Source organism: Microbacterium sp. 1154 (genome assembly GCF_031455375.1).
Taxonomy (GTDB): Bacteria; Actinomycetota; Actinomycetes; order Actinomycetales; family Microbacteriaceae; genus Microbacterium.
On sequence record NZ_JAVDSN010000001.1, the window covers coordinates 219,136 to 244,624 of the forward strand.

The 25,489-nt window shown below is 70.3% G+C and carries 22 protein-coding genes and 1 riboswitch; of the genes, 10 read left to right on the forward strand and 12 right to left on the reverse strand.

Going from position 1 to position 25,489, the window contains the following annotated elements:
- Nucleotides 1-50 precede the first annotated feature (50 nt).
- From J2X55_RS00885 to J2X55_RS00895, 3 genes are all read right to left on the reverse strand, one after another.
- Entirely contained in the window at nucleotides 51-1,064 is a 1,014-nt protein-coding gene (locus tag J2X55_RS00885) for an aldo/keto reductase family protein (RefSeq protein ID WP_309821517.1), read from the reverse strand.
- A 200-nt stretch (nucleotides 1,065-1,264) separates the two neighbouring features.
- Complete coding sequence (locus J2X55_RS00890) at nucleotides 1,265-2,068, reverse strand: ABC transporter permease (RefSeq protein WP_309821518.1); 804 nt, start codon at nucleotides 2,066-2,068, stop codon at nucleotides 1,265-1,267.
- Nucleotides 2,065-2,940: an ABC transporter ATP-binding protein gene (locus J2X55_RS00895; RefSeq protein WP_309821519.1), complete on the reverse strand. Its 876-nt coding sequence runs from the start codon at nucleotides 2,938-2,940 to the stop codon at nucleotides 2,065-2,067. Before J2X55_RS00895 ends, J2X55_RS00890 begins: the two co-directional genes overlap by 4 nt.
- Nucleotides 2,941-3,188: 248 nt before the next feature.
- On the opposite strand from J2X55_RS00895, the gene J2X55_RS00900 reads away from it, so the two are divergent.
- From J2X55_RS00900 to J2X55_RS00915, 4 genes are read left to right on the forward strand one after another with little or no spacing between them, the layout of a single operon-like run.
- Nucleotides 3,189-4,658, forward strand: a complete 1,470-nt coding sequence (locus J2X55_RS00900; protein ID WP_309821520.1) for a glycosyltransferase family 2 protein — start codon at nucleotides 3,189-3,191, stop codon at nucleotides 4,656-4,658.
- On the forward strand, nucleotides 4,655-6,640 hold the full coding sequence (locus tag J2X55_RS00905) for a phospholipid carrier-dependent glycosyltransferase (protein ID WP_309821521.1): 1,986 nt from the start codon (nucleotides 4,655-4,657) through the stop codon (nucleotides 6,638-6,640). Before J2X55_RS00900 ends, J2X55_RS00905 begins: the two co-directional genes overlap by 4 nt.
- A gap of 30 nt (nucleotides 6,641-6,670) precedes the next feature.
- Complete coding sequence (locus J2X55_RS00910; RefSeq protein ID WP_115916929.1) at nucleotides 6,671-7,561, forward strand: DUF4397 domain-containing protein; 891 nt, start codon at nucleotides 6,671-6,673, stop codon at nucleotides 7,559-7,561.
- Nucleotides 7,558-9,198 (forward strand): class F sortase, encoded by a 1,641-nt coding sequence (locus J2X55_RS00915; protein WP_115916928.1) that lies wholly within the window; start codon nucleotides 7,558-7,560, stop codon nucleotides 9,196-9,198. Before J2X55_RS00910 ends, J2X55_RS00915 begins: the two co-directional genes overlap by 4 nt.
- Nucleotides 9,199-9,268: 70 nt before the next feature.
- Here J2X55_RS00915 and J2X55_RS00920 read toward each other — a convergent pair whose 3' ends face one another.
- Entirely contained in the window at nucleotides 9,269-9,616 is a 348-nt protein-coding gene (locus J2X55_RS00920) for a response regulator (protein ID WP_309821522.1), read from the reverse strand.
- A 128-nt stretch (nucleotides 9,617-9,744) separates the two neighbouring features.
- On the opposite strand from J2X55_RS00920, the gene J2X55_RS00925 reads away from it, so the two are divergent.
- Nucleotides 9,745-11,427 carry a cell wall metabolism sensor histidine kinase WalK gene (locus J2X55_RS00925; protein WP_115916924.1) on the forward strand — a complete coding sequence of 561 codons (1,683 nt, stop codon included), beginning with the start codon at nucleotides 9,745-9,747 and terminating at the stop codon, nucleotides 11,425-11,427.
- Nucleotides 11,428-11,478: 51 nt separating this feature from the next.
- Here the strand turns inward: J2X55_RS00925 and rlmN are convergent, their stop codons facing one another.
- Entirely contained in the window at nucleotides 11,479-12,762 is a 1,284-nt protein-coding gene (gene rlmN / locus J2X55_RS00930; protein WP_309821523.1) for a 23S rRNA (adenine(2503)-C(2))-methyltransferase RlmN, read from the reverse strand.
- 173 nt (nucleotides 12,763-12,935) lie between these two features.
- On the opposite strand from rlmN, the gene J2X55_RS00935 reads away from it, so the two are divergent.
- The 4 genes from J2X55_RS00935 to J2X55_RS00950 all read left to right on the forward strand — a co-directional run bounded on the left by J2X55_RS00935 (nucleotide 12,936) and on the right by J2X55_RS00950 (nucleotide 18,244).
- On the forward strand, nucleotides 12,936-13,844 hold the full coding sequence (locus tag J2X55_RS00935; RefSeq protein WP_307457571.1) for a PRD domain-containing protein: 909 nt from the start codon (nucleotides 12,936-12,938) through the stop codon (nucleotides 13,842-13,844).
- Nucleotides 13,845-14,035: 191 nt separating this feature from the next.
- A complete protein-coding gene (locus J2X55_RS00940) occupies nucleotides 14,036-15,892 on the forward strand; it encodes a beta-glucoside-specific PTS transporter subunit IIABC (protein ID WP_309821524.1) in 1,857 nt (618 codons plus the stop codon).
- Between the two features lie 18 nt (nucleotides 15,893-15,910).
- Nucleotides 15,911-17,326 carry a glycoside hydrolase family 1 protein gene (locus J2X55_RS00945; RefSeq protein WP_115916918.1) on the forward strand — a complete coding sequence of 472 codons (1,416 nt, stop codon included), beginning with the start codon at nucleotides 15,911-15,913 and terminating at the stop codon, nucleotides 17,324-17,326.
- A 60-nt stretch (nucleotides 17,327-17,386) separates the two neighbouring features.
- The gene (locus J2X55_RS00950; protein ID WP_115916916.1) at nucleotides 17,387-18,244 is read left to right on the forward strand and encodes a Cof-type HAD-IIB family hydrolase; all 858 of its coding nucleotides are present in this window, start codon (nucleotides 17,387-17,389) and stop codon (nucleotides 18,242-18,244) included.
- A gap of 137 nt (nucleotides 18,245-18,381) precedes the next feature.
- Here the strand turns inward: J2X55_RS00950 and J2X55_RS00955 are convergent, their stop codons facing one another.
- The 4 genes from J2X55_RS00955 to J2X55_RS00970 are packed head-to-tail and all read right to left on the reverse strand — an operon-like array spanning nucleotide 18,382 to nucleotide 21,721.
- Nucleotides 18,382-19,233: an NAD(P)-dependent oxidoreductase gene (locus J2X55_RS00955; protein WP_309821525.1), complete on the reverse strand. Its 852-nt coding sequence runs from the start codon at nucleotides 19,231-19,233 to the stop codon at nucleotides 18,382-18,384.
- Nucleotides 19,230-20,006 (reverse strand): enoyl-CoA hydratase/isomerase family protein, encoded by a 777-nt coding sequence (locus tag J2X55_RS00960; RefSeq protein ID WP_309821526.1) that lies wholly within the window; start codon nucleotides 20,004-20,006, stop codon nucleotides 19,230-19,232. Before J2X55_RS00960 ends, J2X55_RS00955 begins: the two co-directional genes overlap by 4 nt.
- Nucleotides 20,003-20,764 carry an SDR family NAD(P)-dependent oxidoreductase gene (locus J2X55_RS00965; RefSeq protein WP_309821527.1) on the reverse strand — a complete coding sequence of 254 codons (762 nt, stop codon included), beginning with the start codon at nucleotides 20,762-20,764 and terminating at the stop codon, nucleotides 20,003-20,005. Before J2X55_RS00965 ends, J2X55_RS00960 begins: the two co-directional genes overlap by 4 nt.
- Before the next feature lie 45 nt (nucleotides 20,765-20,809).
- Nucleotides 20,810-21,721, reverse strand: a complete 912-nt coding sequence (locus tag J2X55_RS00970; protein ID WP_309821528.1) for a hypothetical protein — start codon at nucleotides 21,719-21,721, stop codon at nucleotides 20,810-20,812.
- A gap of 192 nt (nucleotides 21,722-21,913) precedes the next feature.
- Between J2X55_RS00970 and J2X55_RS00975 the strand changes: the two genes are divergently transcribed.
- The gene (locus tag J2X55_RS00975) at nucleotides 21,914-22,408 is read left to right on the forward strand and encodes a GNAT family N-acetyltransferase (protein WP_309821529.1); all 495 of its coding nucleotides are present in this window, start codon (nucleotides 21,914-21,916) and stop codon (nucleotides 22,406-22,408) included.
- 82 nt (nucleotides 22,409-22,490) lie between these two features.
- Here J2X55_RS00975 and J2X55_RS00980 read toward each other — a convergent pair whose 3' ends face one another.
- The 3 genes from J2X55_RS00980 to J2X55_RS00990 all read right to left on the reverse strand — a co-directional run bounded on the left by J2X55_RS00980 (nucleotide 22,491) and on the right by J2X55_RS00990 (nucleotide 25,356).
- The gene (locus tag J2X55_RS00980) at nucleotides 22,491-23,276 is read right to left on the reverse strand and encodes an energy-coupling factor transporter transmembrane protein EcfT (RefSeq protein WP_210111414.1); all 786 of its coding nucleotides are present in this window, start codon (nucleotides 23,274-23,276) and stop codon (nucleotides 22,491-22,493) included.
- Nucleotides 23,273-24,721 (reverse strand): ABC transporter ATP-binding protein, encoded by a 1,449-nt coding sequence (locus J2X55_RS00985; protein ID WP_309821530.1) that lies wholly within the window; start codon nucleotides 24,719-24,721, stop codon nucleotides 23,273-23,275. The genes J2X55_RS00980 and J2X55_RS00985 overlap by 4 nt, the downstream gene beginning before the upstream one ends.
- A complete protein-coding gene (locus tag J2X55_RS00990; protein WP_309821531.1) occupies nucleotides 24,721-25,356 on the reverse strand; it encodes an ECF transporter S component in 636 nt (211 codons plus the stop codon). Before J2X55_RS00990 ends, J2X55_RS00985 begins: the two co-directional genes overlap by 1 nt.
- Nucleotides 25,348-25,458: riboswitch (TPP riboswitch) on the reverse strand. Its footprint overlaps the gene before it by 9 nt.
- Between the last annotated feature and the right edge of the window lie 31 nt (nucleotides 25,459-25,489).

Below are 25,489 nucleotides of genomic sequence, written 5' to 3' on the forward strand. Positions count from 1 at the left end.
GCCACGCACGAAGACGGGGCGGAGCCGAAGCCCCACCCCGCACGAACGCGCTACGCCAGGCGCTCCTTCGGCGACACCTCGTACGTGTTCTCGGGGTCGGAGAACACCGCGTCGCCCAGCGCCTCGTCGATGGCGGTGAGGGTGTCGGCATCCAGGGTCACTCCCGAGGCCTTCACGGTGTCGGCGAGCTGCTCGGGGCGCGAGGCACCCACGAGCGCCGCGGCGATGTTGGGGTTCTGCAGCACCCACGCGATGGCGAGCTGCGGCATCGTGAGCCCCGCTTCGTCGGCGATGGGCGCGAGTCGCTGCACCGCCGTGAGCGTGTCGTCGTTCAGGAAGCGCTTGATGAAGGTCGCGCCGCTCTTCTCGTCGGTGGCGCGGGAGCCCTCGGGCACGGGCTGGCCGGGCAGGTACTTGCCGCTCAGCACGCCCTGCGCCATCGGAGACCAGACGATCTGCGAGATCCCGAGCTCCTCGCTCGTCGGCACGACCTTGCCCTCGATCACGCGCCAGAGCATCGAATACTGCGGCTGATTCGAGATGAGCTGGATGCCGAGCTGCTTCGCGAGCGCATGCCCCTCGCGCAGCTGCTCGGCGGTCCACTCGGACACCCCGATGTACAGCGCCTTGCCCTGGCGGACGACGTCGGCGAACGCCTGGAACGTCTCTTCCAACGGGGTCTCATAATCGAAACGGTGGGCCTGATAGAGGTCGACGTAGTCGGTGCCCAGGCGCTTCAGCGACCCGTTGATCGAGTCCATGATGTGCTTGCGGCTGAGCCCGGTGTCGTTCGGCCCCTTGGGGCCGGTGGGGAAGTACACCTTGGTGAAGATCTCGAGCGATTCGCGGCGCTGACCCTCGAGGGCCTTGCCGAGCACGGTCTCGGCCGCGGTGTTGGCGTACGTGTCGGCGGTGTCGAACGTGGTGATGCCCGCGTCGAGCGCGGCGTGCACCGTCGCGATCGCGGCGTCGTCACCGACCTGCGAGCCGTGGGTCACCCAGTTGCCGAGGGTGATCTCCGAGACCTTGAATCCACTGTTTCCGAGATAGCGATAAGCGACCATCACTCCACGCTAGACCCGGACACCGACACCGGGGCCGCGGCATCCGTCCCCCTTCACGCATAAACGCTCTCCGCGCACGGAAACGCGAGCAGAGCGCGTTTATGGTCGCGGAGAGCGTTTATGCGTGAGGACGCGAGGGGGCGGGCCGCCCGGGCGTGCGGGAGCGCACGAGCGCGTGGGACGCGCAGCGACGAGCGGCATCACGCGTCCTTCCGGATCCAGCGGAACGTCAGCCGCACCACGGCCAACCCCACGACGAGCCACAGTGACGTCACGAGCAGGATCAGCGGGTGGTCCCACGACCCCGACGGCTCCCCCGCGGCGAAGCCCTCGGGCAGGAACACCGAACGGAACCCCTGAGCGAGCCACTTGAGGGGGAAGACGCTCGCGACGTTCTGCAGCCACTCGGGCAGGGCGGCGAAGTTGATGTAGACGCCCGAGATGAACTGCAGCAGGAGCACGATGGGGATGACGACGCCCGTGGCGCTGCGGCCCGTGCGCGGCAGCGCCGACAGACCGATGCCGAGGATCGCGCAGGTCGTCACACCCAGCAGGAACACCCACGCGAACGTCAGCCACCGCTCCGGCTCGGTCGGCAGCGGCACCGCGAAGAACACCGCGGCCACCACGATCAGCAGCACCGACTGCAGGAAGCCGGTCACCAGCACCTGACCGAGCTTGCCGATGAAATACGACACCGGGCTCAGCGGGGTGCCGCCGAGGCGCTTGAGCGTGCCGTCGCTGCGCTCCATCGCGATGTCGATGGACATGTTCTGCAGGCCCGACAGCAGCACGCCGGCGGCGAGCATCGCCGGCAGGTAGAACTGCGCGGCATCCACTTCTTCTCCCGGCGGACCGAAAGTCTGAGAGTCGAAGGCGACGGCGAAGATCAGCAGGATCATGACCGGGAAGAGGAAGGTGAAGAACACCGAGTCGCCCTGGCGGAAGTACGAGCGCACCTCGAAGGCGATGCGCGCGGCGCCCAGCCGCAGCACGCGGCTCACGCGACGCCTCCCGCCGCGGTAATACGACGCGCCTCATCGCCGAGGAACGACAGGTAGACGTCCTCGAGGCTCGGGCGCACGACCTCGAGCCGCTCGGGTTCGCCGAGGCGGGCGTGCAGCGCCGCCACCACCGCCCCCGGGTCCTGCGTGCGCTCCTCGCGCACGTCGCCGCCCTCGCGCCACCGCACGAGGGGCACACGCGCCTCCGGTCCCCCGAGTTCGTCGATACGACCGACGGATGCCATCTGCCCGCCGACGAGGATCGCTGCGCGCTCCGCCAACTCGGCGGCCTCATCGAGATAGTGCGTCGTCAGCAGGATGGTGGTGCCCTCGCCCTGCAGCTCGCGGATGAGGTCCCAGAATTGCCGTCGCACCTCGGGGTCGAAACCCGTGGTCGGCTCGTCGAGGAACAGCAGCTCGGGTCGTCCGACGATGCCGAGGGCGACGTCCACGCGGCGGCGCTGACCGCCCGAGAGCTTCCGCACGGACACCTTCGCCTTCTCGCTCAACCCGACCGCCGCGATCACCTCGTCGACGTTCCTCGGGTGCGGGTAGAACGAGGCGAAGTGCGCGAGCAGCTCCCGCACGCTCGCGGTGGGCGCCTCGCCCGTGTTCTGCAGGACGATGCCGAGGCGCGCCTTCCAAGCGAGACCGCCATGGCGCGGATCGACGCCCAGCACGCGCACCTCTCCGCTCGTGCGATCGCGGTAGCCCTCGAGGATCTCGATGACGGTGCTCTTGCCGGCGCCATTGGGGCCGAGCAGCGCGAACGTCTCGCCCCGTCGGATGTCGAAGCCGACGCCGCGCAGGGCTTCGAGGCCGCCGCGGTAGGTCTTGCGCAGGTTCTCGACCTCGACGACGTTCTCGCTCATGTCCTCAGTCTGACGGCGCGTCGTCACGACCGGAACGACGAGCCGGTGGAGGCGGCATCCACCGATCGGTGAATGCCCGCCGCGGGACGGCCTCGACCTCGAACCCTGGCAATCGCCTGTGCCGTCCAAACCATTCCCCCCGCCCGCCCCCGAACCACCCGTGCAAGACGTTTTCGCCCCCGGTCGTCGCGCACCTCCCCCTTACCGCCCTCGAACCGTCCACGTGGACGCTGGAGGTTCTTTTGTCGTTGCTGCACTCCCCCCTCTCGCAGACCGCCCCGAACCCGACGCCCGAGCCCCTTCTGACCCCGGTCGCCCCCGCGCCCGGGCAGGGCTCCACCGGCGTCAGCGACACCGTCGTCCCCGCCCAACCCGGCACCTCGACCACCGCCGGCTTCCTTCCCGACTGGTCGGTCGGGGAATGGCTCGGCTACAGCGGCATCATCGTGCTCGCGCTCGCCCTGACCGTCGTCGCCACGACGACGCTGTGGTGGATGCTGCACGCGTGGCGCTCCGCCGACGACCTGCGGGCCACGCAGTTCAGTTCGTCCCCGCGCCCCGCACGACACCGCTTCACGCTCCTCGTCCCCGGCCGCCACGAGGAGGAGGTCATGGGTCAGACCCTCGACCGCCTCGCACAGCAGGACCACCCTGATTTCGAGATCATCGCGATCGTCGGCCACGACGACCCGGGCACCGAGCTCGTGGTCCGTCAGGCGGCAGCGCGGCATCCCGACCTCATCAAGGTCGTCGTCGACGACAGCGTCCCCAAGAACAAGCCGAAGGCGCTCAACCGCGCTCTGCAGATCGCCACGGGAGATGTGGTCGGCGTGTTCGACGCCGAAGACGAGGTGCACCCCGGACTCCTCACCGTCGTCGACTCCAAGTTCCAGGAGACCGGCGCCGACGTGGTGCAGGGCGGCGTGCAGTTGATGAACTTCGAGACGAGCTGGTGGTCGCTGCGCAACGTGCTCGAGTACTACTTCTGGTTCCGCTCGCGCCTGCACTTCCACGCCCGCTCGAAGTTCATCCCGCTCGGCGGGAACACGGTGTTCGTCACCCGCGACCGCCTCGAGTGGTCGAAGGGCTGGGACGACCAGTGCCTGGCCGAGGACTGCGAGCTCGGCGTGCGTCTGTCCAGCGACGGCGCGAAGGTCGTGGTGGCCTACAACCCCGAGTACGTCACGCGCGAAGAGACCCCGCCCACGCTGAAGTCGCTCTACAAGCAGCGCACGCGCTGGAACCAGGGCTTCCTGCAGGTGCTCGGCAAGGGCGAGTGGAAGGCGCTGCCGACCCTGCGCCAGCGCATGTACGCCCGGTACCTGCTGAACATGCCGTTCCTGCAGGCGGCGACCGGACTGCTGATCCCCATCTCGCTGGCCTTCATCCTGCTGGTCAAGGTGCCGACCCCCGTCGCCCTCATCACGTTCCTCCCCCTGGTGCCGACGGTGATCACGCTCGTCGCCGAAGCGGCCGGGCTCACCGAGTTCGGACGCGTCTACGACAAGAAGGTGCGCGTGCGCGACTACGTCCGTCTCGTCCTCGGCCTGGTCCCGTACCAGGTGTTCCTCGCCGCCGCCGCCGTCCGCTCGGTCGTTCGCCAGCTCAAGGGCGACGGCAGCTGGGAGAAGACCGAGCACACGGGTGCCCACCGGGATGCCGCCGCGGCCCCGGCCCCGGCCCCTGAGCTCGCGACCACGGCGGGGGTGGCCCGATGACCTCCACCCTCGACCGCCTGTCCCCGGACACCGCCTCCCGCCGTGCGGAACGCGCGTCGGCGACCCGTCCTCCGAGATGGCGCGACCGTCTGGTGGATGCCGCGTGGCTTCTGCCGCCGCTGCTCATCGGCATCCTCGTCAACGCCCTCAACCTGGGCGGCTCGCCCCAGCGCATCGACGACGAGGGCACCTACACCGCCCAAGCGTGGAGCCTCGGCAATCTCGGCGAGCTGACGCACTACACCTACTGGTACGACCACCCGCCCCTCGGGTGGATCCAGATCGCGGCGTGGGCGGGGCTCACCGATGCATGGGACCGCTACGACGTCGCCGTCATCGCCGCGCGCGAGGCCATGCTCGCGGCGACGGCCATCGCCGCGGTGCTGCTGTGGTTCCTCGTGCGCCGGATCGGGTTCGCCCGGCTCACGGCATCCGTCGCCGTGGCGATCTTCCTGCTGTCGCCGCTGGCCGTGCAGTTCCACCGTCAGGTGTACCTGGACAACATCGCGACCGCGTGGCTGCTGGCCGCACTGCTGCTGGCGATGAGCCGGCGGGCCCAGCTGATCGGCTACATCGGCGCGGCGGCGGCCCTGGGCGTGGCCGTCCTCACGAAAGAGACCTACCTGCTGGCGCTCCCTCTGGTGGCGTGGCTCATGTGGCGCGGCGCCGATCGCACGACCCGTCGTTACACGCTGTCGGTTGCGGCATCCGTGCTGGGCCTGATCGGCCTGACCTACGTCGCGTTCGCCCTGGTGAAGGGCGAGGTGACCCCGGCACCGGGTCGGGTGAGCCTGTGGGACGGGCTGGCCTTCCAGCTGTCGTCTCGAGAGGGAAGCGGCTCGCTGTTCGACCCCGAGAGCCTCATGTCGCGGACCGTCGGCCTGTGGTGGCAACTCGATGCCGTGCTCATCGTGACCGCGCTCGCCGCCGCCGTCGCCGCGCTGTTCGTGCGACGCCTGCGCCCCTGGGCGATCGCCCTGCTGGCGCTGACGGCGTTCATGTTCCGCGGCGGCTACCTGCCTGTGCCGTACGTCATCATGCTCCTGCCGTTCGCCGCGATCGTCGTCGCCGGCATGGGCCAGCGGGCGCTCGAGGCGCTGCGCGCCCACGCCGTGCTGCAGCGGTTCACCGGTGTCGCGCTGGCCTCCGGCCTGATCGTGGCCCTCTTGGCGGCGGGGCCCCTCTGGGCTGCGCAACTGCGGGGCTTCCTGCTCGCGGATCTCGATCGGCCGCTCCGCGACGCCGAGACGTGGATGACGCAGAACGCACCGGGAGACGCGCGCATGCTCGTCGACGACGCGATGTGGGTCGATCTCGTCGACGCCGGTTTCGACCGCGAGAACGTCGTCTGGTACTACAAGGCCGACACCGACACCGACGTGCAGCGCCTCGCTCCCGACGGGTGGCGCGACTACGACTACGTCATCACCACGGATTCGATGCGCACGTTCCCCACCGAGTTCCCCACGGTTCGGCAGGCGATCGACAACAGCGTGGTGGTGGCCTCGTTCGGCGAGGGCGCACAGAAGGTCGACGTCCGCCTGGTCGACACCGACCAGGCCGCGCTCGCTCAGGCCGCCGACAGCGATCTGTACGCGGCCCGGTCGGTCGCCGGCCAGCAGGTCTTGCGCAACCCCGACGTCGGAGTCCCCGGGGAGGAGCAGGACCTGCTCACCTCGGGCGTCGTCGACGGTCGCATCCTGCTCACGCTCGGCCAGCTGTCGTCGACGGGCCGCATCGACGTGGCGGACATCACGCAGCTCGAGGGCGACCCCTCGGGGGTGCACCGCCAGCTCGTCGTCAGCGCCTTCGCGGGTCAGGACGCCAGGGGCGATGCCGCCGGATCCGATGCCCTGCTGCGCTTCTACAAGTCCCTTTCGGGTCCGTTGCGTCCGGTGTCCGTCGAGCGCGGCGACGCCGGCGTGGTGATCACGTTCTCCCCCGACGAACCGGTCGACCTGCTCCCCCGTCCCTCCGCCTGATCCTCTCTTCCCCCCAACGAAAGGACCCTCATGTTCCCCCGTACTCCCGCCGTCTCCTCCCGTCGTCCCGCGCGGCTGGCCGCCATCGGCGCCACCGCCCTGATGGCGGCCGGGATCGGCATCGCCACCGCTCCCGCCGCATCGGCCGCTCCCACCGAGCCCGGCGGGTGGGCGCGGGTCGCGCACCTGTCCCCCGACACCAAGTCGGTCGACGTCCAGTTGACGGCGCTGGCCGGTGGCGCCGTCGTCTACGAACTCGACGACGTCGCCTACGGCGCGGTGAGCCCGTACATCCCCCTGGCCGACGGCACGTACGTCGTCTCGATGGTGCCTTCCGACGCGGCCGACGGCACGCAGCCGGTCGTCCAGCAGTCCATCGACGTCGCCGAAGGCGAGCCGCTGACGGTCGCCGCCTACGGCCGCAACGCCGATCTGAAGACCACGGTGTTCGAGGACGACCTCTCCGCCCCGGCCGACGGCCAGGCGCGGGTCCGCGTCGTCCAGGCCTCCACGGTCGAGCCGACGGTGAACGTCGACACTGCCGAAGGTCGCTCCATCGCCCGCGACGTGCCCGCAGGTTCGGCGACCGGGTACGCCGCGGTGCCGGCCGGATCGTGGAACCTCGAGCTGACCGGCGCGGACGAGTCCGCGACCTCCGCCGTCGACCTGCCGGCGGGGTCGGTCTCGACCCTGTTCGTGCTGGACGACGCCCGGGGCGCGCTCACCGCGCAGACGATCACCGACTCGGCGACGCTGGCCGACATGCCCGTCGGCGGTATCCACACCGGTGGCGGAGGCACGGCGGTCTCCGCGGCCAACCCGATCGGCGTCGGGGCGGCCGGGGCTGCGGCCGCGGTACTCGGAGTGTTCGGCCTGACCGCGGTGCGCCGTCGGCGCCGCGAGGTCGAGGCGGACGCATGAGGGGCGCGCGCCGAGCGCTCACGGCGGGCGCCGTCGCGACCGCCCTCGGCCTGACGATGGCGGCGTGCAGCGTCCCCGCCGAGCCCGGTCCGGATGCCGTGGATCGCACCACCGCGACGGCGAAGGCCTTCCTCGACGAGTACGTCGACGACGGTCGGGTCGTCCGCACCGATCAGGGTGGCGACACGGTCAGCGAGGGGCAGGCGTACGGCCTGCTCCTCGCCGTGGCCGCCGACGATTCCGCGCGGTTCGACAGCATCTGGGACTGGACGACCACCCACCTCCGACGCGACGACTCCCTTCTGGCGTGGCAGTGGAAGGACGGCGCCGTCGTCGACGAGCAGCCGGCCTCCGACGCCGACCTCGACGCCGCGCGCGCCCTCGTGCTCGCGGGCGATGCCTTCGGTCGCGACGACCTCCGCGAGCAGGGCGTGGCGCTCGGCGAGGCCGTGCTGGATGAGATGACGGTCGAGACCGCGCTCGGGCGCATCCTGCTGCCGGGGCCGTGGGCGACGGCATCCCCCCACGCCTACAACCCGTCGTATGCGTCTCCGGCCGCGTTCGACCTGCTCTCCCGGGCGTCGGGCGATCCCCGGTGGAACGAGGTGGCCGAGGGGAGCAGGGCGGTGACGAGCGCCTTGCTGGATGCCAACCCCCTCCCGACCAACTGGGCCACCGTCTCGGCCGACGGCGCCGTCGCCCTCGCGGGCTCCGCGGGGGGCGAGGGCGAGCCGGCGTACGGCTACGACGCAGCGCGCACGACCATCCGGTTCGCGGAGTCGTGCGGGACCGCCGATCGCGCCCTCGCCGCGCGCGTCGCCGCGGCACTGCCGGGACAGGACACTCTTGCCGCCGAGCTCGACGCCGGGTCGGGAGCGCTGACGTCGGATCAACATCCCGTCGCCTACGCCGCGCGGGCAGCGGCGTTCGCCGCGGCAGGGCGGTCGGACGACGCGCGCGCGGATCTCGGGCGCGCGGCCGACACCGCGGCATCCACCCCCACCTACTACGGCTCGGCGTGGACCGCGCTGTCGACGGCGATGCTCACCGGCGACGTCCTCGGGGGATGCCCCGCCCTCGAAGGCGACGGGATGGCGGCGGCCTCGACGGATGCCGGGGGAACGGCGGCGACGACCGCGCCGGGAGTGGGTGCGGCCGGCGGGTTCCAGAACCCGGTCGCTCCCGCCGCGGCCAGCACCGCCGTACCCGTGCACATCTCGATCCCCGCGATCGGGGTGGACTCGGATCTCATCGGGCTCGACCGCGGGGCCGACGGGTGGATTCAGTCACCCCAGGATTACGACGCGGTCGGCTGGTACGAGAAGGGGGTCCTGCCCGGGGAGGTGGGACCCGCGGTCATCGCGGGGCACGTCGACTCCCCCACCGGCCCGGCGGTGTTCTTCGACCTCCCGCGTCTGACGCCGGGCGACACCGTGTCGGTCCGACGGGCCGACGGTTCGACCGCCGACTTCGTGGTGACCGGGCTGCAGACCGTGGAGAAGAACAGCTTCCCCACCGCGTCGGTGTACGCGCCGACCCCCACACCGCAGCTGAGGATCGTCACGTGCGCGGGCGCCTGGGACCCGGCCAGCGGGCACTACGTCGACAACCTGGTGGTGACGGCCGTCGCGGCCTGACAAGGGCACGCTTCCGCTTCCTGCGGTGACGGCCGCAGGAGGGCGCTGTCCGTCTGCGACGAGAGGCGCGTCAGCTCGCGAGCAGGCCGCGCACCTGGGCGACGATGGCGCGGGGGCGGAAGGGCTTCTCGATGACCTCGTCGACACCGGACTCGTACGCGCGTCGCTGGTCTTCGGCCAGGGTGCGGGCGGTGAGCATGAGGATCGTGGGCTGAACGAGCTCGGTCGCGGCGCGGATCTCGGCGCAGGCCTGGATGCCGTCTTTCACGGGCATCATCCAATCGAGCAGAACGATGCGGGGACGTTCGCGGCGGACGGCTTGGACTCCTTCCTCGCCGTTGCTGGCGCGGACGGCGGTGATCTCGGCGCGTTCCAGCCCCATCAGCAGCAGGCCGGCGATGTCGTCGTCATCATCCACGACCACTACTGAAACTCCCATATGGGATATCTTGCAGCAACATCACCTTGCGGGAGACGAAGCCCGCCCCCTCGAGTCACGCACAGGAGAGTCGCGCGGCGGGAACGGTGCGATCCCGGGGAGACACGATGCCGGAGCGGGCCTTCTGGACTCCCCTGCGACCGGAACAGATCTTCGTGCGGTTGCAGCTGCCCTTCCTCGTCGGAGTCGCGGTCGTCTCGACCGCCACCATGCTGGCTGTGCCGGAGCTTTTCCACTCGCTCGTCCTGTGGATGGGGCTTGCTGCGGTGATCATCGCATCCGGGCTGTTCCTCCTGCCGGAGAAGCGCTGGATGATGACCGCGTGGGTCGTCGTGATCCCGCTGCTGGACGTCGTCTGCATCGCCGGTGTCCGTACGGCCCTGCTCCCCTTCCTTCCCAGCGTGGGGATGCTCTGTCTGCTGCCCTTCGCCTGGATCGCCTACCGGTTCCGCCGGCTCGGGCTCACGATGGTGCTCGTCTCGGGCATCCTGATCGCGGCGTTGCCGTTCGCTCTGGGGACCCGCCCGGTCACGACGCTGCTGGCCATCGTCAACGTCTTGGCCCTGCCGTTCATCGCGACGGGCATATCGCTGGCGATCCACCTGGGCGCACGCAGTTTCGAGAAGAGACGCGCCATCGCCGAGGAGGCGACGAAAGCGTTGCGTTGCGCCCTGAACGAGTCGCACGAGACGCAGCTGCTGCTTCGATCGGTCCTCGACACCGTCACGGGTGCCGTGGCGTATTACAACGCCCGAGACGAGCTGGTTCTGGCGAACGCCACCGCCGAGAGGATGGTGGACGTCGTCGGATTCCGACTGGATGTCCCACCGTTCGCGGGGCCCGATGTGCTCGCCGCCGACCGCAAGACGGCCGTTCCGCTCGATCAGCAGATCATCCCGCGCGCGCTACGAGGAGAGGTCATCGCCAGTCACATGGAGTGGCTGGGCAGGCCCGGCGACCAGATAGCGATCCTGGCGTCGTCACGACGCGTGCACCGTGAGGACGGGACGCTCTTGGGAACGGTCATCGCTGCGTACGACGTCACGAAGCTGGCGAACGCGATCGAGGTTCGAGAGGAGTTCCTGACGTCGGTCTCGCACGAGTTGCGGACCCCGCTGACCTCGATCATCGGGTACACCGAGGAGATCGTCGACGTCCTGGGGGAGCGCGCGCAGGACCTCGGCATCGACACGTGGCTGGCGACGATCGAGCGGAACGCCGAGACCCTCATGAAGCGCGTGAACGAGCTGCTCCATGTCGCCGACGCGGAGCTCGTCCTGGAGCGTCGACCGACGGATGTGGGAGACGTCCTGCGTCTCGCGGTCGAGCAGTTCACCGTGGTCGCCGAGCGGACCGGCATCACCCTCGACGCACGCGCGGGGGCGGATCTCTCCGCCGAGGTCGATCCGCGGCGCCTCGGGCAGGCCATCGAGAACCTGGTGGGCAACGCCCTCAAATTCACCGGTCGAGGAGGAACGGTGACGGTTCGCGTGGAGCGGCAGGACGGCGACACGATCTGCATCTCGGTGGCCGATACCGGTATCGGAATGACCCCCGACGAACAACGGCGCATCTTCGACAGGTTCTACCGGGCCCAAGCGGTCCGGGAGAACGCCATCCAGGGCATCGGGGTGGGCTTGTCCATCGTGAAGACCATCGTCGACGCGCACGGCGGAGAGATCACCCTCGTCAGCGCACCCGGCGTCGGCACCACCGTCCGGGTCGAGCTCCCCGTCCGCCCCGCTGTCGCGCCCTCATCCGCGCTCGCCGCGGCGACCACGCCGTACTGAGGCGACGAACGCCCCCGCCCTGAGGGGTCGGGGGCGTTCGCAGGAAGGGTTTCAGCCGACCGGCGTCGCCTCTGCGGCGGCCTCGTCCGCTTCGGTCGCGACGAGCTGGCCGCACGCGCCGTCGATCTCTTTCCCGCGGGTGTCGCGGAGGGTCGTCGGGATGCCGGCGTCATTGAGGCGTCGCACGAACTCGTTCTGCACGGGCACCTCGGATGCCGTCCAGATCGAGCCCGGCGTCGGGTTCAGCGGGATGGGGTTCACGTGCACCCAGCCGCGTCCGCGGGCGTTGAGCTTCTCGGCCAGCAGGTCGGCACGCCAGGCGTGGTCGTTCATGTCCTTGATGAGCGCGTACTCGATCGAGACACGGCGGCCGGTCTTGTCGAAGTAGGCGCGGGCGGCATCCAGCGCCTCGTCGACCTTCCAGCGGGAGTTCACCGGGATGAGTTCGTCGCGCAGGTGGTCGTCGGGGGCGTGCAGAGAGAGGGCGAAGGTCACCGGGATGTCCTCGTCGGCGAGCTTCTTGATCGCGGGGACGAGTCCGACGGTCGACACCGTGATGCCGCGGGCGCTCATGCCGAGGCCGTGCTCTTTGTCGACCATCACCCGCACGGCCTGCATGACGCGCGCGTAGTTGGCGAGCGGCTCGCCCATGCCCATGAACACGATGTTCGACACGCGGTCGAGCGAGTGGTCGGAGCTCTTCTTGCCGCCCAGTCCCCCGGCGGCGATGAGGGCGTTGGCGCGCACGATCTGCTCGATGATCTCGGCCGCCGACATGTTGCGGGTCAGCCCCGCCTGGCCGGTGGCGCAGAACGGGCAGTTCATGCCGCAGCCGGCCTGGCTCGACACGCACAGCGTGATGCGGCCGGGGTAGCGCATGAGCACCGACTCGACGAGCGCGCCGTCGTGCAGCTTCCAGAGGAACTTGATCGTGTCGCCGCGGTCGGTCTCGAGCCGGCGCACCTCGGTGAGCAGCGGCGGCAGCATTCCCGCGACGAGCTCTTCGCGGCCGGATGCCGGGAGGTCGGTCATGTCGGCGGCATCCGACGTGTAATGCGTGAAGTAGTGCTTCTCGAGCTGCTTCGCGCGGAAACCCGGGAGGCCGAGCTCCTTGAGCGTGGCGACGCGCTCGTCGTGCGTGAGGTCGGCGAGGTGCACCGGCGGCTTGCCGCGCTTGGGGCTGGCGAACTGCAGCAGCGGGCGACCGGTCTCGTCCTTGGCCTGCTGCCATCCTTCGGTCTTCGGTCGCACCTGGCGGATGCCGGTGTTCGCCGGGGCCCCCTCGGGGCGCACCGGGCGGTGCGTCGTCGTGCGCACGGGGGGCTGGTCAGTCATGGTTTCCAGGGTACCGGGGCTCGCCTGCGTCGCGGCTGGGCGCATCCTCCCCGCGCGTGGGGTCGATTTCTGTCGCCTGGGGCTACCCGAAGCGACAGTTTGTCGGCCCCTCCGGCGCGGACGCATGCAGAACAGCACCGCTCCGGCAGATCCGCCACCCTAAACTGCATCCCATGCCCGGTGCCGGTGACGTCTCCCTCCCGCCCGGCGGCGTGCAGAAGCTTCTGAACAACAACGTCGTCGTGGCGATCGACGGCGACGGCCGCGAGCGCGTGCTCATGGGTCGGGGAATCGGCTTCCAGCTCAAGCACGAGGGCCGCGTCGATCCCGCGAAGGTCGAGAAGACGTTCGTCCTCGAGCAGGGCAGCGACACCGCTCACGCCCAGAAGCTCCTCACCGACGCGCCGTACGCGCTCGTCGAGGCGGTCCTGCACGCCGTCGACCAGGCCGAGCGCGACCTCGGTCGCGACCTGGGGCGCCGGCTACCGCTCGCGGTCATCGACCACATCACCTATGTGATCGAACGCCTCGATCAGGGCATCCGCATCCCCGGCACATCCATGCCCGAGCTACGGATCCTCCACCCCGACGAATCACGCGCCGCGGAGCGCATGGCGACCTCGATCGCGGCATCCCTCGACCGTGAGCTCCCGCCCGAAGAGGGCGTGTTCCTGACGATGCACCTGCTCAACGCCACGCGCGACGAGCCCAACGGCACCGCGGCCCTGCTGTTCCGTCGGGTGCAGCACGTCGTGCGCACCGTCGAGACCGGCCTCGGCGTCGCGCTCGACACCGAGAGCCCCGACTACGCGCGGTTCATCCTGCATGTGCGCTTCCTGCTGCAGCGGCTCGTGAACCGCGCGATGCTCGCGAGCGGCGACTCGTCGTTCTTCGAGTTCGCCAAGCACCGTTATCCCCGGGCCTTCGGCATCGCCGAGGCCGTGAAGGCCTACGTGCTCGCGGCGACCGGGTCGACCCTCACCGACGAAGAGGTGCTCTACCTCACGGTGCATGTCGAGCGCCTCGCGACGAGCCTGGGTCGCGCCGACGACAGTGGCGGCCCCGACGCCCCGGTGCTATAGTCACCGTCGCAGGCGTCATAGCCTGCCGACGATTTCCGGATTGTTACCGCGCGAGCGGGCAAGACCTGAATCCACATCGCTGACGAGCGATGAACGGATTCGGGTCTTTTTTATTGCCCGAAACACCCGGCAGCGTCGCCACAGAACATTCGAACAGGCCGCATCGATGCGGCGAAAGGCAGGCGGTTCCGATGGCGGATCACGCGAAGACGGCGGCGGGGGTCCTCGCCGGTGTCGGTGGAGAGAGCAACGTCCAATCCCTCGTGCACTGTGCGACGAGGCTCCGGTTCGTGTTGAAAGACGAGGGCAAGGCGGATGCCGCGGCGATCCGCGCCACGCCTGGCGTCATCACCACGGCCCAGGCGGGCGGTCAGTACCAGGTGGTAATCGGCAACGACGTGCCCGACGTGTACGCCGCGATCCAGTCGCAGACCAAGCTCGGCGGCGACGCCGAGGGAGGCGAGAGCGGGGCGAAGGGTAACCTCTTCAACCGGTTCATCACGATGATCTCGTCGATCTTCACGCCGATCCTCTGGGCCCTCGCGGGCACGGGTCTGCTGAAGGCGTTCGTCGCCGCCGCCGTCACCTTCGGATGGCTGGATGCCACGAGCACGACCTACACGATCCTCAACGCGCTGTCCGATGCGTTGATCAACTTCCTGCCGCTGGCGCTGGCCATCACCGCGGCCCGCTACTTCAAGGCGTCGGAGTTCACCTCCTTCGCCATCGCCGGCGCTCTGGTGTACCCGACCATCACGGCGCTGAACGGTCAGCCCGACATCACCTTCTTCGGCATCCCGGTCACGATGGTCAGCTACGTCTCGAGTGTCATCCCGGTGATCATCATCGTGTGGCTGCAGAGCTACGCCGAGCGCTTCCTGCTCAAGGTCCTGCCCGGCGCGGTGCGCCGCTTCCTGACCCCGATGATCGTCGTGCTCGTCGCCGTGCCGCTCGTCTTCCTCGTGATCGGCCCGATCTCGAGCCTCGTCGGCGGCGGCCTCGCGGCCGGCATCGGCTGGGTCTTCGAGACCCTCCCGTGGCTGGGCGGCGCGATCATGGGCGGGCTGTGGCAGGTCTTCGTGATCTTCGGTCTGCACTGGGGTCTCGTGCCGCTGTTCCAGCTCGAATACCAGACCACCGGGCAGATTCTGCTCCTCGGCCCCGTGTTCGCCGCCGTGCTCGCCCAGGCGGCCGCCGTCGCCGGCGTGCTGGTGCGCACCCGCAACAAGAACCTGCGCTCGCTCGCCGCTCCGGCCACACTGTCGGGCTTCCTCGCCGGCATCACCGAGCCCGCGATCTACGGCATCAACCTCCCCCTCAAGCGCCCCTTCGCCTTCGGCGTCGTCGGCGGTGCGCTCGGCGGCGCGCTCATCGCGATGGGCGGGGTGTTCTCGAAGGCGTTCGTCGTGCCCTCCGGTCTGGCTCTTCCCGCCCTGCTCGGTAACGGCAACATGATCATGCTCGGCATCGGTCTGCTCGTGGCCATCGTCGTCCCGTTCGTGCTGGTCGTGGTGTTCGGCTTCACGGACCCGGTCGACGCGGCCGCCCCCGCCACCCCGGCGGCCACCACCGACACGGTGGTTCTCAGCCCCGTCGACGGCACCGTCGTGCCGCTCACCGAGGTTCCGGATGCCGCCTTCGCCGACGGCTCGCTCGGCAAGGGCGTCGCGATCCGTCCGACCTCGGGCGCGGTCTACGCCCCCTTCGACGGCACCGTCGTCGCGGCCTTCCCGACCGGCCACGCGGTGGGCCTGCGCGGAGCGGACGGCGTCGAACTGCTCATCCACGTGGGTCTCGACACCGTCAAGCTCGGCGGAGAGCACTTCACGCTGAAGGTGCAGTCCGGCACCGAGGTGAAGGCGGGCGACCTGCTCGTCGAGTTCGACGGCGACGCGATCGAGAAGGCCGGCTACGACCTGATCACGCCGGTCATCGTCACGAACGGCGATCTCTACCCCGACATCGCCGACACGGCATCCGGTCCTCTCTCGCACGGCGAGACGCTGTTCCGCGCCGTCTCCGTCGATTCCCTCACCCCCGCCCGCTGACCCCTGGAGGCACAGAACATGACGAACACCCCCTTCCCCGACGGGTTCCTCTGGGGCGGTGCCACCGCCGCCAACCAGATCGAGGGCGCATACGACGCGGACGGCAAGGGCCTGTCCGTGCAGGACGTGATGCCTCGCGGCATCTCGGGCCCGCGCTCCGAGACCCCCACCGCCGACAACCTCAAGCTCGTCGGCATCGACCACTACCACCGCTACGCGGAGGACATCGCGCTCTTCGCCGAGATGGGGTTCGGCGTCTACCGCTTCTCGATCGCGTGGAGCCGCATCTTCCCGAAGGGCGACGAGACCGAGCCCAACGAAGCGGGCCTGGCGTTCTACGACCGGATCCTCGACGAACTCGACAAACACGGCATCGAGCCGCTCGTGACGATCTCGCACTACGAGACGCCACTGCACCTCGCCGAGCAGTACGGCGGTTGGACCAACCGCGAGCTCATCGGGTTCTACGAGCGGTACGCCCGCACGCTGTTCGAACGGTTCGGCGGCCGGGTGAAGTACTGGCTGACCTTCAACGAGATCAACTCGCTGCTGCACGCGCCCTTCATGAGCGGCGGCATCCCGATCCCCGAGGGCGGCGTCCCCGAGCAGCAGCTGTACCAGGCGATGCACCACGAGCTCGTGGCATCCGCCCGCGCCACCCGGATCGCCCGAGAGGTCGCTCCCGAGGCGAAGGTCGGCTGCATGGTGCTGTCGATGCCGATCTACCCGCTGACGCCGTCGCCCGACGACGCCGTCGCCGTCATGGAGGCCGACCACGGCAACCTCGTCTACGGCGACGTGCACACCCGCGGCGCCTACCCCGGCTACTTCCTGCGGACGCTCCGCGAGAAGGGCATCGAGCTCGACATCACCGACCAGGACCGCGACGACCTGACCCACACGGTCGACTTCGTCTCGTTCAGCTACTACATGTCGATCGCCGAGACCGCCGACCCCGCGAAGAAGGTCGCCGGCGAGGGCAACATCATGGGCGGCGTCTCGAACCCGACGCTCGAGGCGAGCGAGTGGGGGTGGCAGATCGACCCCGTGGGCCTGCGCCTGGTGCTGAACCAGTTCTGGGACCGGTGGCAGAAGCCGCTGTTCATCGTCGAGAACGGTCTGGGCGCGCGCGATCAGCTCGTCGAGGTCGACGGCGAGAAGACGGTCGTCGACGACTACCGCATCGCGTACCTCAACGACCACCTCGTGCAGGTCGGCGAGGCGTTGGAAGACGGCGTCGACGTGCTCGGCTACACCTCGTGGGGCTGCATCGACATCGTCAGCGCCAGCACGGCCCAGCTGAGCAAGCGATACGGTTTCATCTACGTCGACCGCAACGACGACGGCAGCGGAACCCTGCAGCGGTACCGCAAGAAGTCGTTCGGCTGGTATGCCGACGTCATCCGATCCAACGGCGCCTCCCTCACGCGCTGACCCCCGTTCGGATCGGCCCCGGGTTCCACGCCCCGGGGCCGATCCCCTTTTGGAGTGCACATGACCCGCATCGCCTTCCTCGACGTCGACGGCACGATCCTCGAACACGGCTCGGTCATGGCGCCTTCGACCGCGACCGCCATCCACAAGGCACGAGCGAACGGTCACCTCGTGTGGCTCAGCACCGGTCGTTCCGCCGGCGACATCCACCCCGACGTCCTCGCCATCGGCTTCGACGGCGCGATCACCAACGGCGGGGCCTACGCGACGCGGGCTGCCGGCCCCGACGCGGTCGAGACGCTGGTGGAGCGCCCGATGCCCCGAGCCGACGTCGACACGCTCGAGCGGTACTTCGAGGCCCACGGCATCCACTACTTCCTCCAGACCCACGGCGGGGTGTACGCCAGCGCCGGCATGGGCGCGGTGATGGGCGAGTATCGGCGCGAGCGCCACGAGCGGCGTGCCGCGGAGCTCGAGGCCCAGGGCCTTCCGCCCGAGCAGCCGCTGTGGCGCGAGCCCCGACCGGTGTCCGAGGTCGACCGCGCCGCCGTCGCCAAGGCCGTGTTCGTCAGCCCTTCCACCGACACCGTCGTCCACGCAGCCGCAGCCCTCGGCGACGGCTTCCACGTCATCCCCGGCTCGATCCCCCTGCCCGGCGGATCGAACGGCGAGATCGGTCAGGCCGGGGTCACCAAAGGTTCCGCGATCGTCGAGGTGCTCGCGGAGCTCGGCATCGAAGCGGCGGATGCCATCGGCATCGGCGACAGCTGGAACGACGTCGAGATGTTCGAGGTAGTGGGCACGCCCGTCGCGATGGGCAACGCCGAGCCCGAGCTGCAGAAGCTCGCCGGTCGCGTGACGACCGCCGTTCTCGACGACGGCGTGCACAACGCGTTCGCGGAGCTGGGTCTGATCTGAGGCGCGACCTCGCCCGTCGACACAGACCCACCGCGACCCGGCGCCCCTCCCACGCATAAACGCGATTCGCACGCATAAACGCGAGCACCGCGCGTTTATGCGTGCGAGAGGCGTTTGTGCGCGGAAAGCCCCGGCGCTCAGTCGAGGAAGATGTCCGGGTACATCGCGGCGTCCGGGGTTCCCGGCACGGCGGCGTAGCCCGAGAGGTCGGTCACCCCGGCTCGCTCGAGCACGTCCTCGACGATCAGGGTCTGCCCGGTCAGCTCGCGCGACGGGGCGGTGAGCACCTCGTACGCGGCATCCGCGTAGATCTCCGGCGTGCGCGACACGGCCATGAGCCGGTCGCCGCCGATGACGTTCTGCACGGCGGCGGTCGCGATGGTCGTGCGCGGCCAGAGCGTATTGGCGGCGATGCCGGCGTCGGCGAATTCCGACGCCAGGCCGAGCGTGGCCATCGTCATGCCGAACTTCGCGAGGCTGTACCCGGTATGCGCACCGAGCCACTTCGGCGTGACGTTCAGCGGCGGCGACAGCGAGAGGATGTGCGGGTTGGCCGCGTCGCGAAGCTGCGGCACGGCGGCGCGCGACAGCAGGAAGGTGCCGCGGACGTTGACGTCCTGCATGAGGTCGTACTTCTTCGACGCGAGCTCGAGGGAGCCGGACAGGTCGATGACGCTGGCGTTGTTCACGACGATGTCGATGCCGCCGAACTCCCCCACCGTTCGCAGCACGGCTTCGGTGATCGATTCCTCGTCGCGGACGTCGCCGACGATCGGCAGCGCCTGCCCACCGGCCGCGCGGATCTCCTCGGCGGCGGTGTGCACGGTGCCGGGAAGCTTCGGGTGCGGGGTGTCGGTCTTGGCGAGCATCGCGATGTTCGCACCGTCGCGGGCCGCGCGCAGCGCGATCGCGAGGCCGATGCCACGACTGCCACCCGACATGAGGAGGGTCTTGCCGGCCAGCGGAGCGCCGGACGAGGGCGTGCTCATGAGCGTCCTTTCGCGGAGACGGCGGCGAACGCGGCGACACGCGCCTTCGCCTCGGGGGTGTCGAAAGAGGCACCGATCGTGGCGGCCTCGTCGGCGAGGTTCTCGGCGAAGGTGCGTCCCGCGCCCATCCGGACGAGGCGCGTGGCCTGACCGAACGCGGCCGTCGCTCCGTCGAGCCAGAACCGCGCGATCTGCTCGACGCGCGTGACCAGATCTGCGGATGCCACGACCTCGGCCACGAGACCCCAGTCCAGCGCCTCCGCGGCGGTGAGCATGCGGTCCTGCAGCAGCAGCTGGAGGGCCCGCCGCTGACCGATCGCCGCGGGCAGCAGGGTCGAGACGCCCAGGTCGGGCGTCAGTCCGATGTTGGCGTACCGGCTGACGAAGCGCGCGTTGTCGCTCGCGACGATGTAGTCGGCCGTGAGCATGAGCCCGAGCCCACCGCCCGCGACCGCGCCCTGGACGGCCGCGACCATCGGCAGCGGTGCCTCGGCGAAGGTGCGGATGCCGTCGTGGATCGCTTCCGCCGTCTCGGTCACCTCGGCGCCCGAGGAGCCGGTCGTCGCCATGGCCACCACGTCGCCGCCCGCGCAGAAGGCGGGGCCGTTGGCATCCAGGATCACCGCGTGCACGGAGGAGTCGGAGGTGACGTCGTGCGCGACCGCGCGCCAGCGGCGCGCCATCGGGAAGTCCATCGCGTTCAGCGAGGCGGGGCGATCGAAGGTGACGCGGGCGAGTCCGTCCTCGATGCGGAGCAGGATGCCGTCGGTCATTTCGGCGCCATTCGGATCGCGCCGTCGAGGCGGATCGTCTCGCCGTTCAGGTAGCCGTTGTCGACGATCGCGAGCACCAGGCGCGCGTACTCGTCGGGCGCGCCGAGGCGCGAGGGATACGGCACCTGTTGGCCGAGCGAATCCTGCGCCGCTTGCGGCAGGCCCTTGAGCATCGGCGTCTCCATGATGCCCGGGGCGATGGTGACGACGCGGATGCCGTGGCGAGCGAGCTCGCGCGCGATGGGCAGGGTCATGGCGTGCACGCCGCCCTTGCTCGCGGAGTACGCGGGCTGGCCGATCTGCCCGTCGAAGGCGGCGACGCTCGCCGTGTTGACGATGACCCCGCGGTCACCGTCCGCGGTCGGATCGGTCTTCGCCATGACCGCGGAGGCCTGCGCGATGACGTTGTACGTACCGACGAGGTTGACGCGCACGACCCGCTCGAAATCCTGAAGCGAAGCGGGGGTGCCGTCGCGGTCGAGCACCTTGGCGGGCGGGGCGATCCCCGCGCAGTTCACGACGACGCGCAACGGTCCCGCCTCTGCGGCGAGAACGGACGCGGCGGCGATCTGCTCGGCGTCGGTGACGTCGGCCCCGGCGAAGGACCCGCCCAGCTCCTCGGCGACGGTGGCGCCGTTCGACGACGGCAGATCGACGATGGTGACACGGGCTCCGGCCTCGGCGAGTCGGCGCGCGGTGGCGAGGCCGAGGCCCGAGGCTCCCCCGGTGACGAGGGCCGATGCTCCTGCGATGTCCATGCATTCTCCTTCGAAGCTGAAACCGAGTACCACTTTAGTCGAGACTCAGGACCGCGCCGAGCCCCTCTTCCTCTTCGCTCGGCGCCCCGGCTGCGTACGGACGGCCGCGGTGGTTGCGCCATCGACGAGCAGGATCGTCTGCTCGGCCTCCCAGCCGTACGCGGTCTGCAGACGGGCACCGAGCGTAGAGACCGCGTCGGGCACGACCGTCTCGGCGCCGCGGGGCACGTCGGCCGCGCCGGGGTCGAGATCCCGGGCCGCGGCGCGCAGGTCCGCCACGAGACCCCGCAGACGGTCGGGCCCGTAGGCGGCGGATGCCAGGTCCCAGTCACCCACGACCACCGCTGCCCCCGAGGGATACGGCACGGACTCCCTCTCGCTGCGCGGCCCGAAGCGCAGGCGCACGACCGCCGCGCCGATCGCGATCACCGCGAGCGCACCGAGGATCGTCGCGGGGGCGAACGAGAAGGCGGAGAGGTACAGCGCCGAATCCCACCCGACGACGGCCCCCACGACGGCGCGCAGCAGCGAATAGACGGCGAAGACACCGTTCGTGAGGGCGATAGCACGGAGCGGACCGAAGGGCTCGATGCGAGAGTGGCTCGCCACCCACGCGCACGCGCCGCAGGTCGCGGCGAGAGCGACGGCCTTCACCGCGAGAGAGCCGGGAAGCGGAACGGTGGCGGTCACCACGGCGACGACGAGCGCCAGAGCCAGAGTCACGATCGACGTCTTCCGCGCGGGCCGTTCGTCGAGGGCTCTGAGCGCAATGATGAGCAGAGCGGGCGCGAGCACCATCCCCACGTCCCCGAGGACGAGGGTCAGGATGCCACCGCCCGCGCCGTAGATGAAGTACATCGCACTGGAGCCCGCGGCCGTCACCCCCGCGACGGCGGCGAACCGCAGGAAGAGCGTCATGGGGCCCGGGGTTCCGAGGCGCGGGAGGGCGACGAACATCACCGCACCCGCAACGGAAACACTGACCGCGAGTATTCCGAACGACAAGCCCATGGCATCCCCCGTGCTCATTCTGCCGCCGTCCGCACCGAACGTCCCCCGCGCGCAATGCGTGCGGACACGACCCGCAGACGCCGGCGTCGACGGCACCACCCGCGGGGCGTCCGCGCGTCGGCCACCTAGGCTCGACGAGTGACTCCCCCCGGTTTCCGCATCGAGAAGGTCGACGTCGACGACCCCCGTGCCGTCGAACTCCGCAGCGTCTTGGACGCCGACCTCGACGAGCGGTACCGAGACGCCGACGCCGACGACACCCCCGCGATCGCCGCGAAGCGCGCCGAGGCACTTGCCGTGCACCCCGAACAGGTCGTCGCGACGCTGTTGGCGCTCGACACCGACGACACCCCTCTGGGGCACGTCATCCTCCGCCGCCTCGGCGAGGAGTGGGAGCTCAAGCGGCTCGTCGTGGTGCCCGCGGGCCGTCGGCGCGGCATCGGCTCGGCGCTCACCGCCGAGGTCGTCGACCTCGCGCGGCGCGGGGGCGCCCGACGCGTGATCTTGCAGAGCGGCCGCATGCAGCCCGAATCGCTGCGCGTGTACGCCGTCGCCGGGTTCACACCGATGGCCGTGTACGAGCCGTACCTCGAGACCATGCCGCGCTCGCTCTGCTTCGAGTACGTGTTCTGACGAGCCCCGCTGCGTCGAGTGTCCACGACACGCCGCACCGTCTCGTGCCTTCGCGGCGTGCTCCGGACACTCGACGCCGGGCTCACGTCCCCACCACGCGGAACGCCCCCGACAGCACCGCCGCGGCGAGCGCCACGACGATGAGCGCGACCGCGGCGCCGAGGGCCACGGCATCCCGAGACGACAGCGTCGACGGACGCGCCCACGTCCGTTCGATGTCGGAGCCGAACCCGCGGGCCTCCATCGCCGTGGCCAGCTTCGTGCCACGGCGCACGGCGAAGACCAGCAGCACGAACGCCATCGAGAAGAAGCGGCGGAGCGCCCCGCGATCGCCCAGGCCCCGGGCGCGACGGGCCAGGCTCATCGTGCGCCAATCGTCGACGAACAGCCCGACCGTTCGCGCTCCCGCGAGCACGCCCAGCACGAACCGGCTGGGCAGCCTCGCCACCTGCGCGAGGGCGTCGGCGAGCTCGGTGGGGTCGGTGCGGGCGAAGAGCAGGATGATCGGCATGGCCAGGGCCACGACGCGAACCAGCACGGCCAGAGACAGGGCGATCGAGGCGTCGCTCACCGTGGCGAAGAGGAAAGTGCCGTAGACGGTTCCTCCCGGCCGGGCGTAGAGCAGCATGCTCACCGCGGCGACGGGGGCGAACACGATCACGGGCACGAGGCGCTTCAGGACGGTGGCGTACGCCACCCCCGTCAGCGGTACGCACAGCAGCTCGAGGATGAGGGCCGTTCCCGCGCTGACCGCGTCGATCGACACGAGCAGGGGAACCGCGAGCACGAGGACCATCACGACCTTCGTCACGGGGTTCACCCCGTCGAGCCAGGCCGTCCGGGGGCTGTCGTCGACGAGGGCCGTCATGCGGCATCGCCCAGCCGGATGCGGTGCTGTCCGAGGTGACGCACCACGTCGGCGTCGTGCGTGACGGCGACGACCGTGCGCCCGCGCTCGACCTCCCGCTGGAGCAGGGCGACGAGCTCGATCCATCCGCGGCGGTCCTGGCCGAACGTCGGCTCGTCGAGCACGATGACGGCGGGCGAGGCGGCGAGCACCGTCGCGACCGACAGGCGTCTCTTCTGCCCTCCCGACAGCGTGAAGGGATTGGCCAGGGCGAGGGATGCCAGATCCAGACGCTCCAGCAGCTCGTCGACGGTGCGGTCGACCTCCGCCGGCGGCCGGCGCAGGGCACGGGGTCCGACGGCGAGCTCGTCGCGGAGGGTCGAGGCGAGGAACTGGTGCTCGGGCTCCTGGAAGACGGTGCCGATGCGGGTGAGCAACTCGGTCGACCTCCAGCGCGAGGGACGCCGGACTCCGCGCGCCGCGAGCTCCTCCGCGGCGGCGACCTCGCCCGCGAGCTCGGGGAGCAACCCGGCGAGGGTGAGCGCGAGGGTGGACTTGCCGGCGCCGTTCGGCCCCGTGATCACGGTGCCGGCGCCGCGCGGCAGTTCGACGTCGAGCCCCGAGGCGACGACCGTGCTCTTCTCGCGCCCGATCGACAGTGCGGACGCCCGCAGAACGGCATCCGGTGTCCGAACGGGCTCGAGCACGGGCAGCTCGACCGCGCGCCCGGGCACCCACACCCCCGCCGCGGCGAGCGCATCACCGTGCTGCGCGAAGACGCGCTCGGGTGGACCATCGGCGAGGACGCCGCCTCCGGGCGCGAGCACGACGACACGGGTCATCAGGTCGGCCCAGACCGCCGTCCGATGCTCGATGAGCACGACCGTGGTGCCCTCTCGCGCGACGACCCGCTCCACGGCGCGACGGACCTCGGCGACGCCCTCGGGGTCGAGGTTGGCCGTGGGTTCGTCGAGCAGCAGGAGTCCCGGTCGCATCGCCAGCACGCCCGCGAGGGCGAGGCGCTGCTTCTGCCCGCCCGACAGCGCCTTCGTGGGGCGATCGAGGGGGACGGCGAGACCGACGGATGCCACGGCCTCGGCCACGCGCGCCGGGATCTCGTCCGCGGGGACGCCGAGGTTCTCGCATCCGAACGCGACGTCGTCGCCCACCTTCGACAGCACGATGCCCGCCTCGGGGTCCTGCAGCACGAGGCCGATGCGTCCGCGCTGCACCTCGGGCGCCTCGCCGTCGACGAGGATCCGCCCGTTCGCCTCGCCCTCGTCGCTCCCGCCGAGCAGGCCCGCCAATCCCGCGAGCAGGGTCGACTTGCCGGCACCCGAGGCGCCGAGCAGCAGCACGCGCTCCCCGGGTTCGATGACGAGGTCGACCTCGCGCGTGGCGGGGAGCTTACGGCCGGCGTAGCGCCAGCCCCAGCCCTCGACGTCGACGCGTGCGGGGCCCGCCATCAGACGTCGCGGCGCGCTTCCCGGCCCGCGGCGAAGCGGCTGAGCGCTCCGGTGGCGGCGAGAGCACGAACCAGCAGCCAGCCGACGAGACCGGCCAGCAGAGCGCCCGAGACGGCGAGCGTGCCGAGGTAGATGAGGTTGAACTCGAGCGACTTCTCGATGTTGGGGGTGAGGAACAGCTCCAGCACCCAGGCCCCGACACCGGCGCCGACACCCGCGAGCATCGCGACCGGGAGCGTGAACCGCAGGTACAGGAAGGCCAGGAAGATCAGCTCGGCACCCAGGCCCTGCGCCAGGCCCGAGAAGATCGTCGTGATGCCCCACACGTTGCCGATCAGGGCCGACACGATCGCCGCGATCAGCTCGACGAGCAGTGCCGCGCCGGGCTTGCGGATCACGAGGCCGCCGATGACGCCGCCGATCAGCCAGATGCCGACCGCGATTCCGCCGAGGCCCGGGGTGACGCCGTCCATCGCGGTGAACCAGAGGCCGCCGACGGTGTTCCAGCCCCAGAAGAGCAAGCCGATCGCGACACCCAGGACGGCGGCGACGACGATGTCGACGACGCGCCACGAGAAGCGGTCGGCGGTGGCGACCGATGAGCGGTTCGCGAGGGCAGACGGGGACGTGTGCATTTCTCTCCTCCCTGCGCCGGCATGATCCGGATCAGGTTCGACGGTCGAAGCGTGGATTCGCTTCCTCTCAGCCCGGCTCACCGGACTCCCGTGGTTGTCGTGATGAGTATAGGGGGGTGTCGCGGGGTAGCGT

Excerpts from the sequence above, each read along its gene's own strand:
- J2X55_RS00885 (WP_309821517.1), bottom strand. The coding sequence starts at position 1,064 with ATGGTCGCTTATCGCTATCTCGGAAACAGTGGATTCAAGGTCTCGGAG.
- J2X55_RS00895 (WP_309821519.1), bottom strand. The coding sequence starts at position 2,940 with ATGAGCGAGAACGTCGTCGAGGTCGAGAACCTGCGCAAGACCTACCGC.
- J2X55_RS00905 (WP_309821521.1), top strand. The coding sequence starts at position 4,655 with ATGACCTCCACCCTCGACCGCCTGTCCCCGGACACCGCCTCCCGCCGT.
- J2X55_RS00910 (WP_115916929.1), top strand. The coding sequence starts at position 6,671 with ATGTTCCCCCGTACTCCCGCCGTCTCCTCCCGTCGTCCCGCGCGGCTG.
- J2X55_RS00915 (WP_115916928.1), top strand. The coding sequence starts at position 7,558 with ATGAGGGGCGCGCGCCGAGCGCTCACGGCGGGCGCCGTCGCGACCGCC.
- J2X55_RS00925 (WP_115916924.1), top strand. The coding sequence starts at position 9,745 with ATGCCGGAGCGGGCCTTCTGGACTCCCCTGCGACCGGAACAGATCTTC.
- rlmN (WP_309821523.1), bottom strand. The coding sequence starts at position 12,762 with ATGACTGACCAGCCCCCCGTGCGCACGACGACGCACCGCCCGGTGCGC.
- J2X55_RS00935 (WP_307457571.1), top strand. The coding sequence starts at position 12,936 with ATGCCCGGTGCCGGTGACGTCTCCCTCCCGCCCGGCGGCGTGCAGAAG.
- J2X55_RS00940 (WP_309821524.1), top strand. The coding sequence starts at position 14,036 with ATGGCGGATCACGCGAAGACGGCGGCGGGGGTCCTCGCCGGTGTCGGT.
- J2X55_RS00945 (WP_115916918.1), top strand. The coding sequence starts at position 15,911 with ATGACGAACACCCCCTTCCCCGACGGGTTCCTCTGGGGCGGTGCCACC.
- J2X55_RS00950 (WP_115916916.1), top strand. The coding sequence starts at position 17,387 with ATGACCCGCATCGCCTTCCTCGACGTCGACGGCACGATCCTCGAACAC.
- J2X55_RS00955 (WP_309821525.1), bottom strand. The coding sequence starts at position 19,233 with ATGAGCACGCCCTCGTCCGGCGCTCCGCTGGCCGGCAAGACCCTCCTC.
- J2X55_RS00960 (WP_309821526.1), bottom strand. The coding sequence starts at position 20,006 with ATGACCGACGGCATCCTGCTCCGCATCGAGGACGGACTCGCCCGCGTC.
- J2X55_RS00965 (WP_309821527.1), bottom strand. The coding sequence starts at position 20,764 with ATGGACATCGCAGGAGCATCGGCCCTCGTCACCGGGGGAGCCTCGGGC.
- J2X55_RS00970 (WP_309821528.1), bottom strand. The coding sequence starts at position 21,721 with ATGTTCGTCGCCCTCCCGCGCCTCGGAACCCCGGGCCCCATGACGCTC.
- J2X55_RS00980 (WP_210111414.1), bottom strand. The coding sequence starts at position 23,276 with ATGACGGCCCTCGTCGACGACAGCCCCCGGACGGCCTGGCTCGACGGG.
- J2X55_RS00985 (WP_309821530.1), bottom strand. The coding sequence starts at position 24,721 with ATGGCGGGCCCCGCACGCGTCGACGTCGAGGGCTGGGGCTGGCGCTAC.
- J2X55_RS00990 (WP_309821531.1), bottom strand. The coding sequence starts at position 25,356 with ATGCACACGTCCCCGTCTGCCCTCGCGAACCGCTCATCGGTCGCCACC.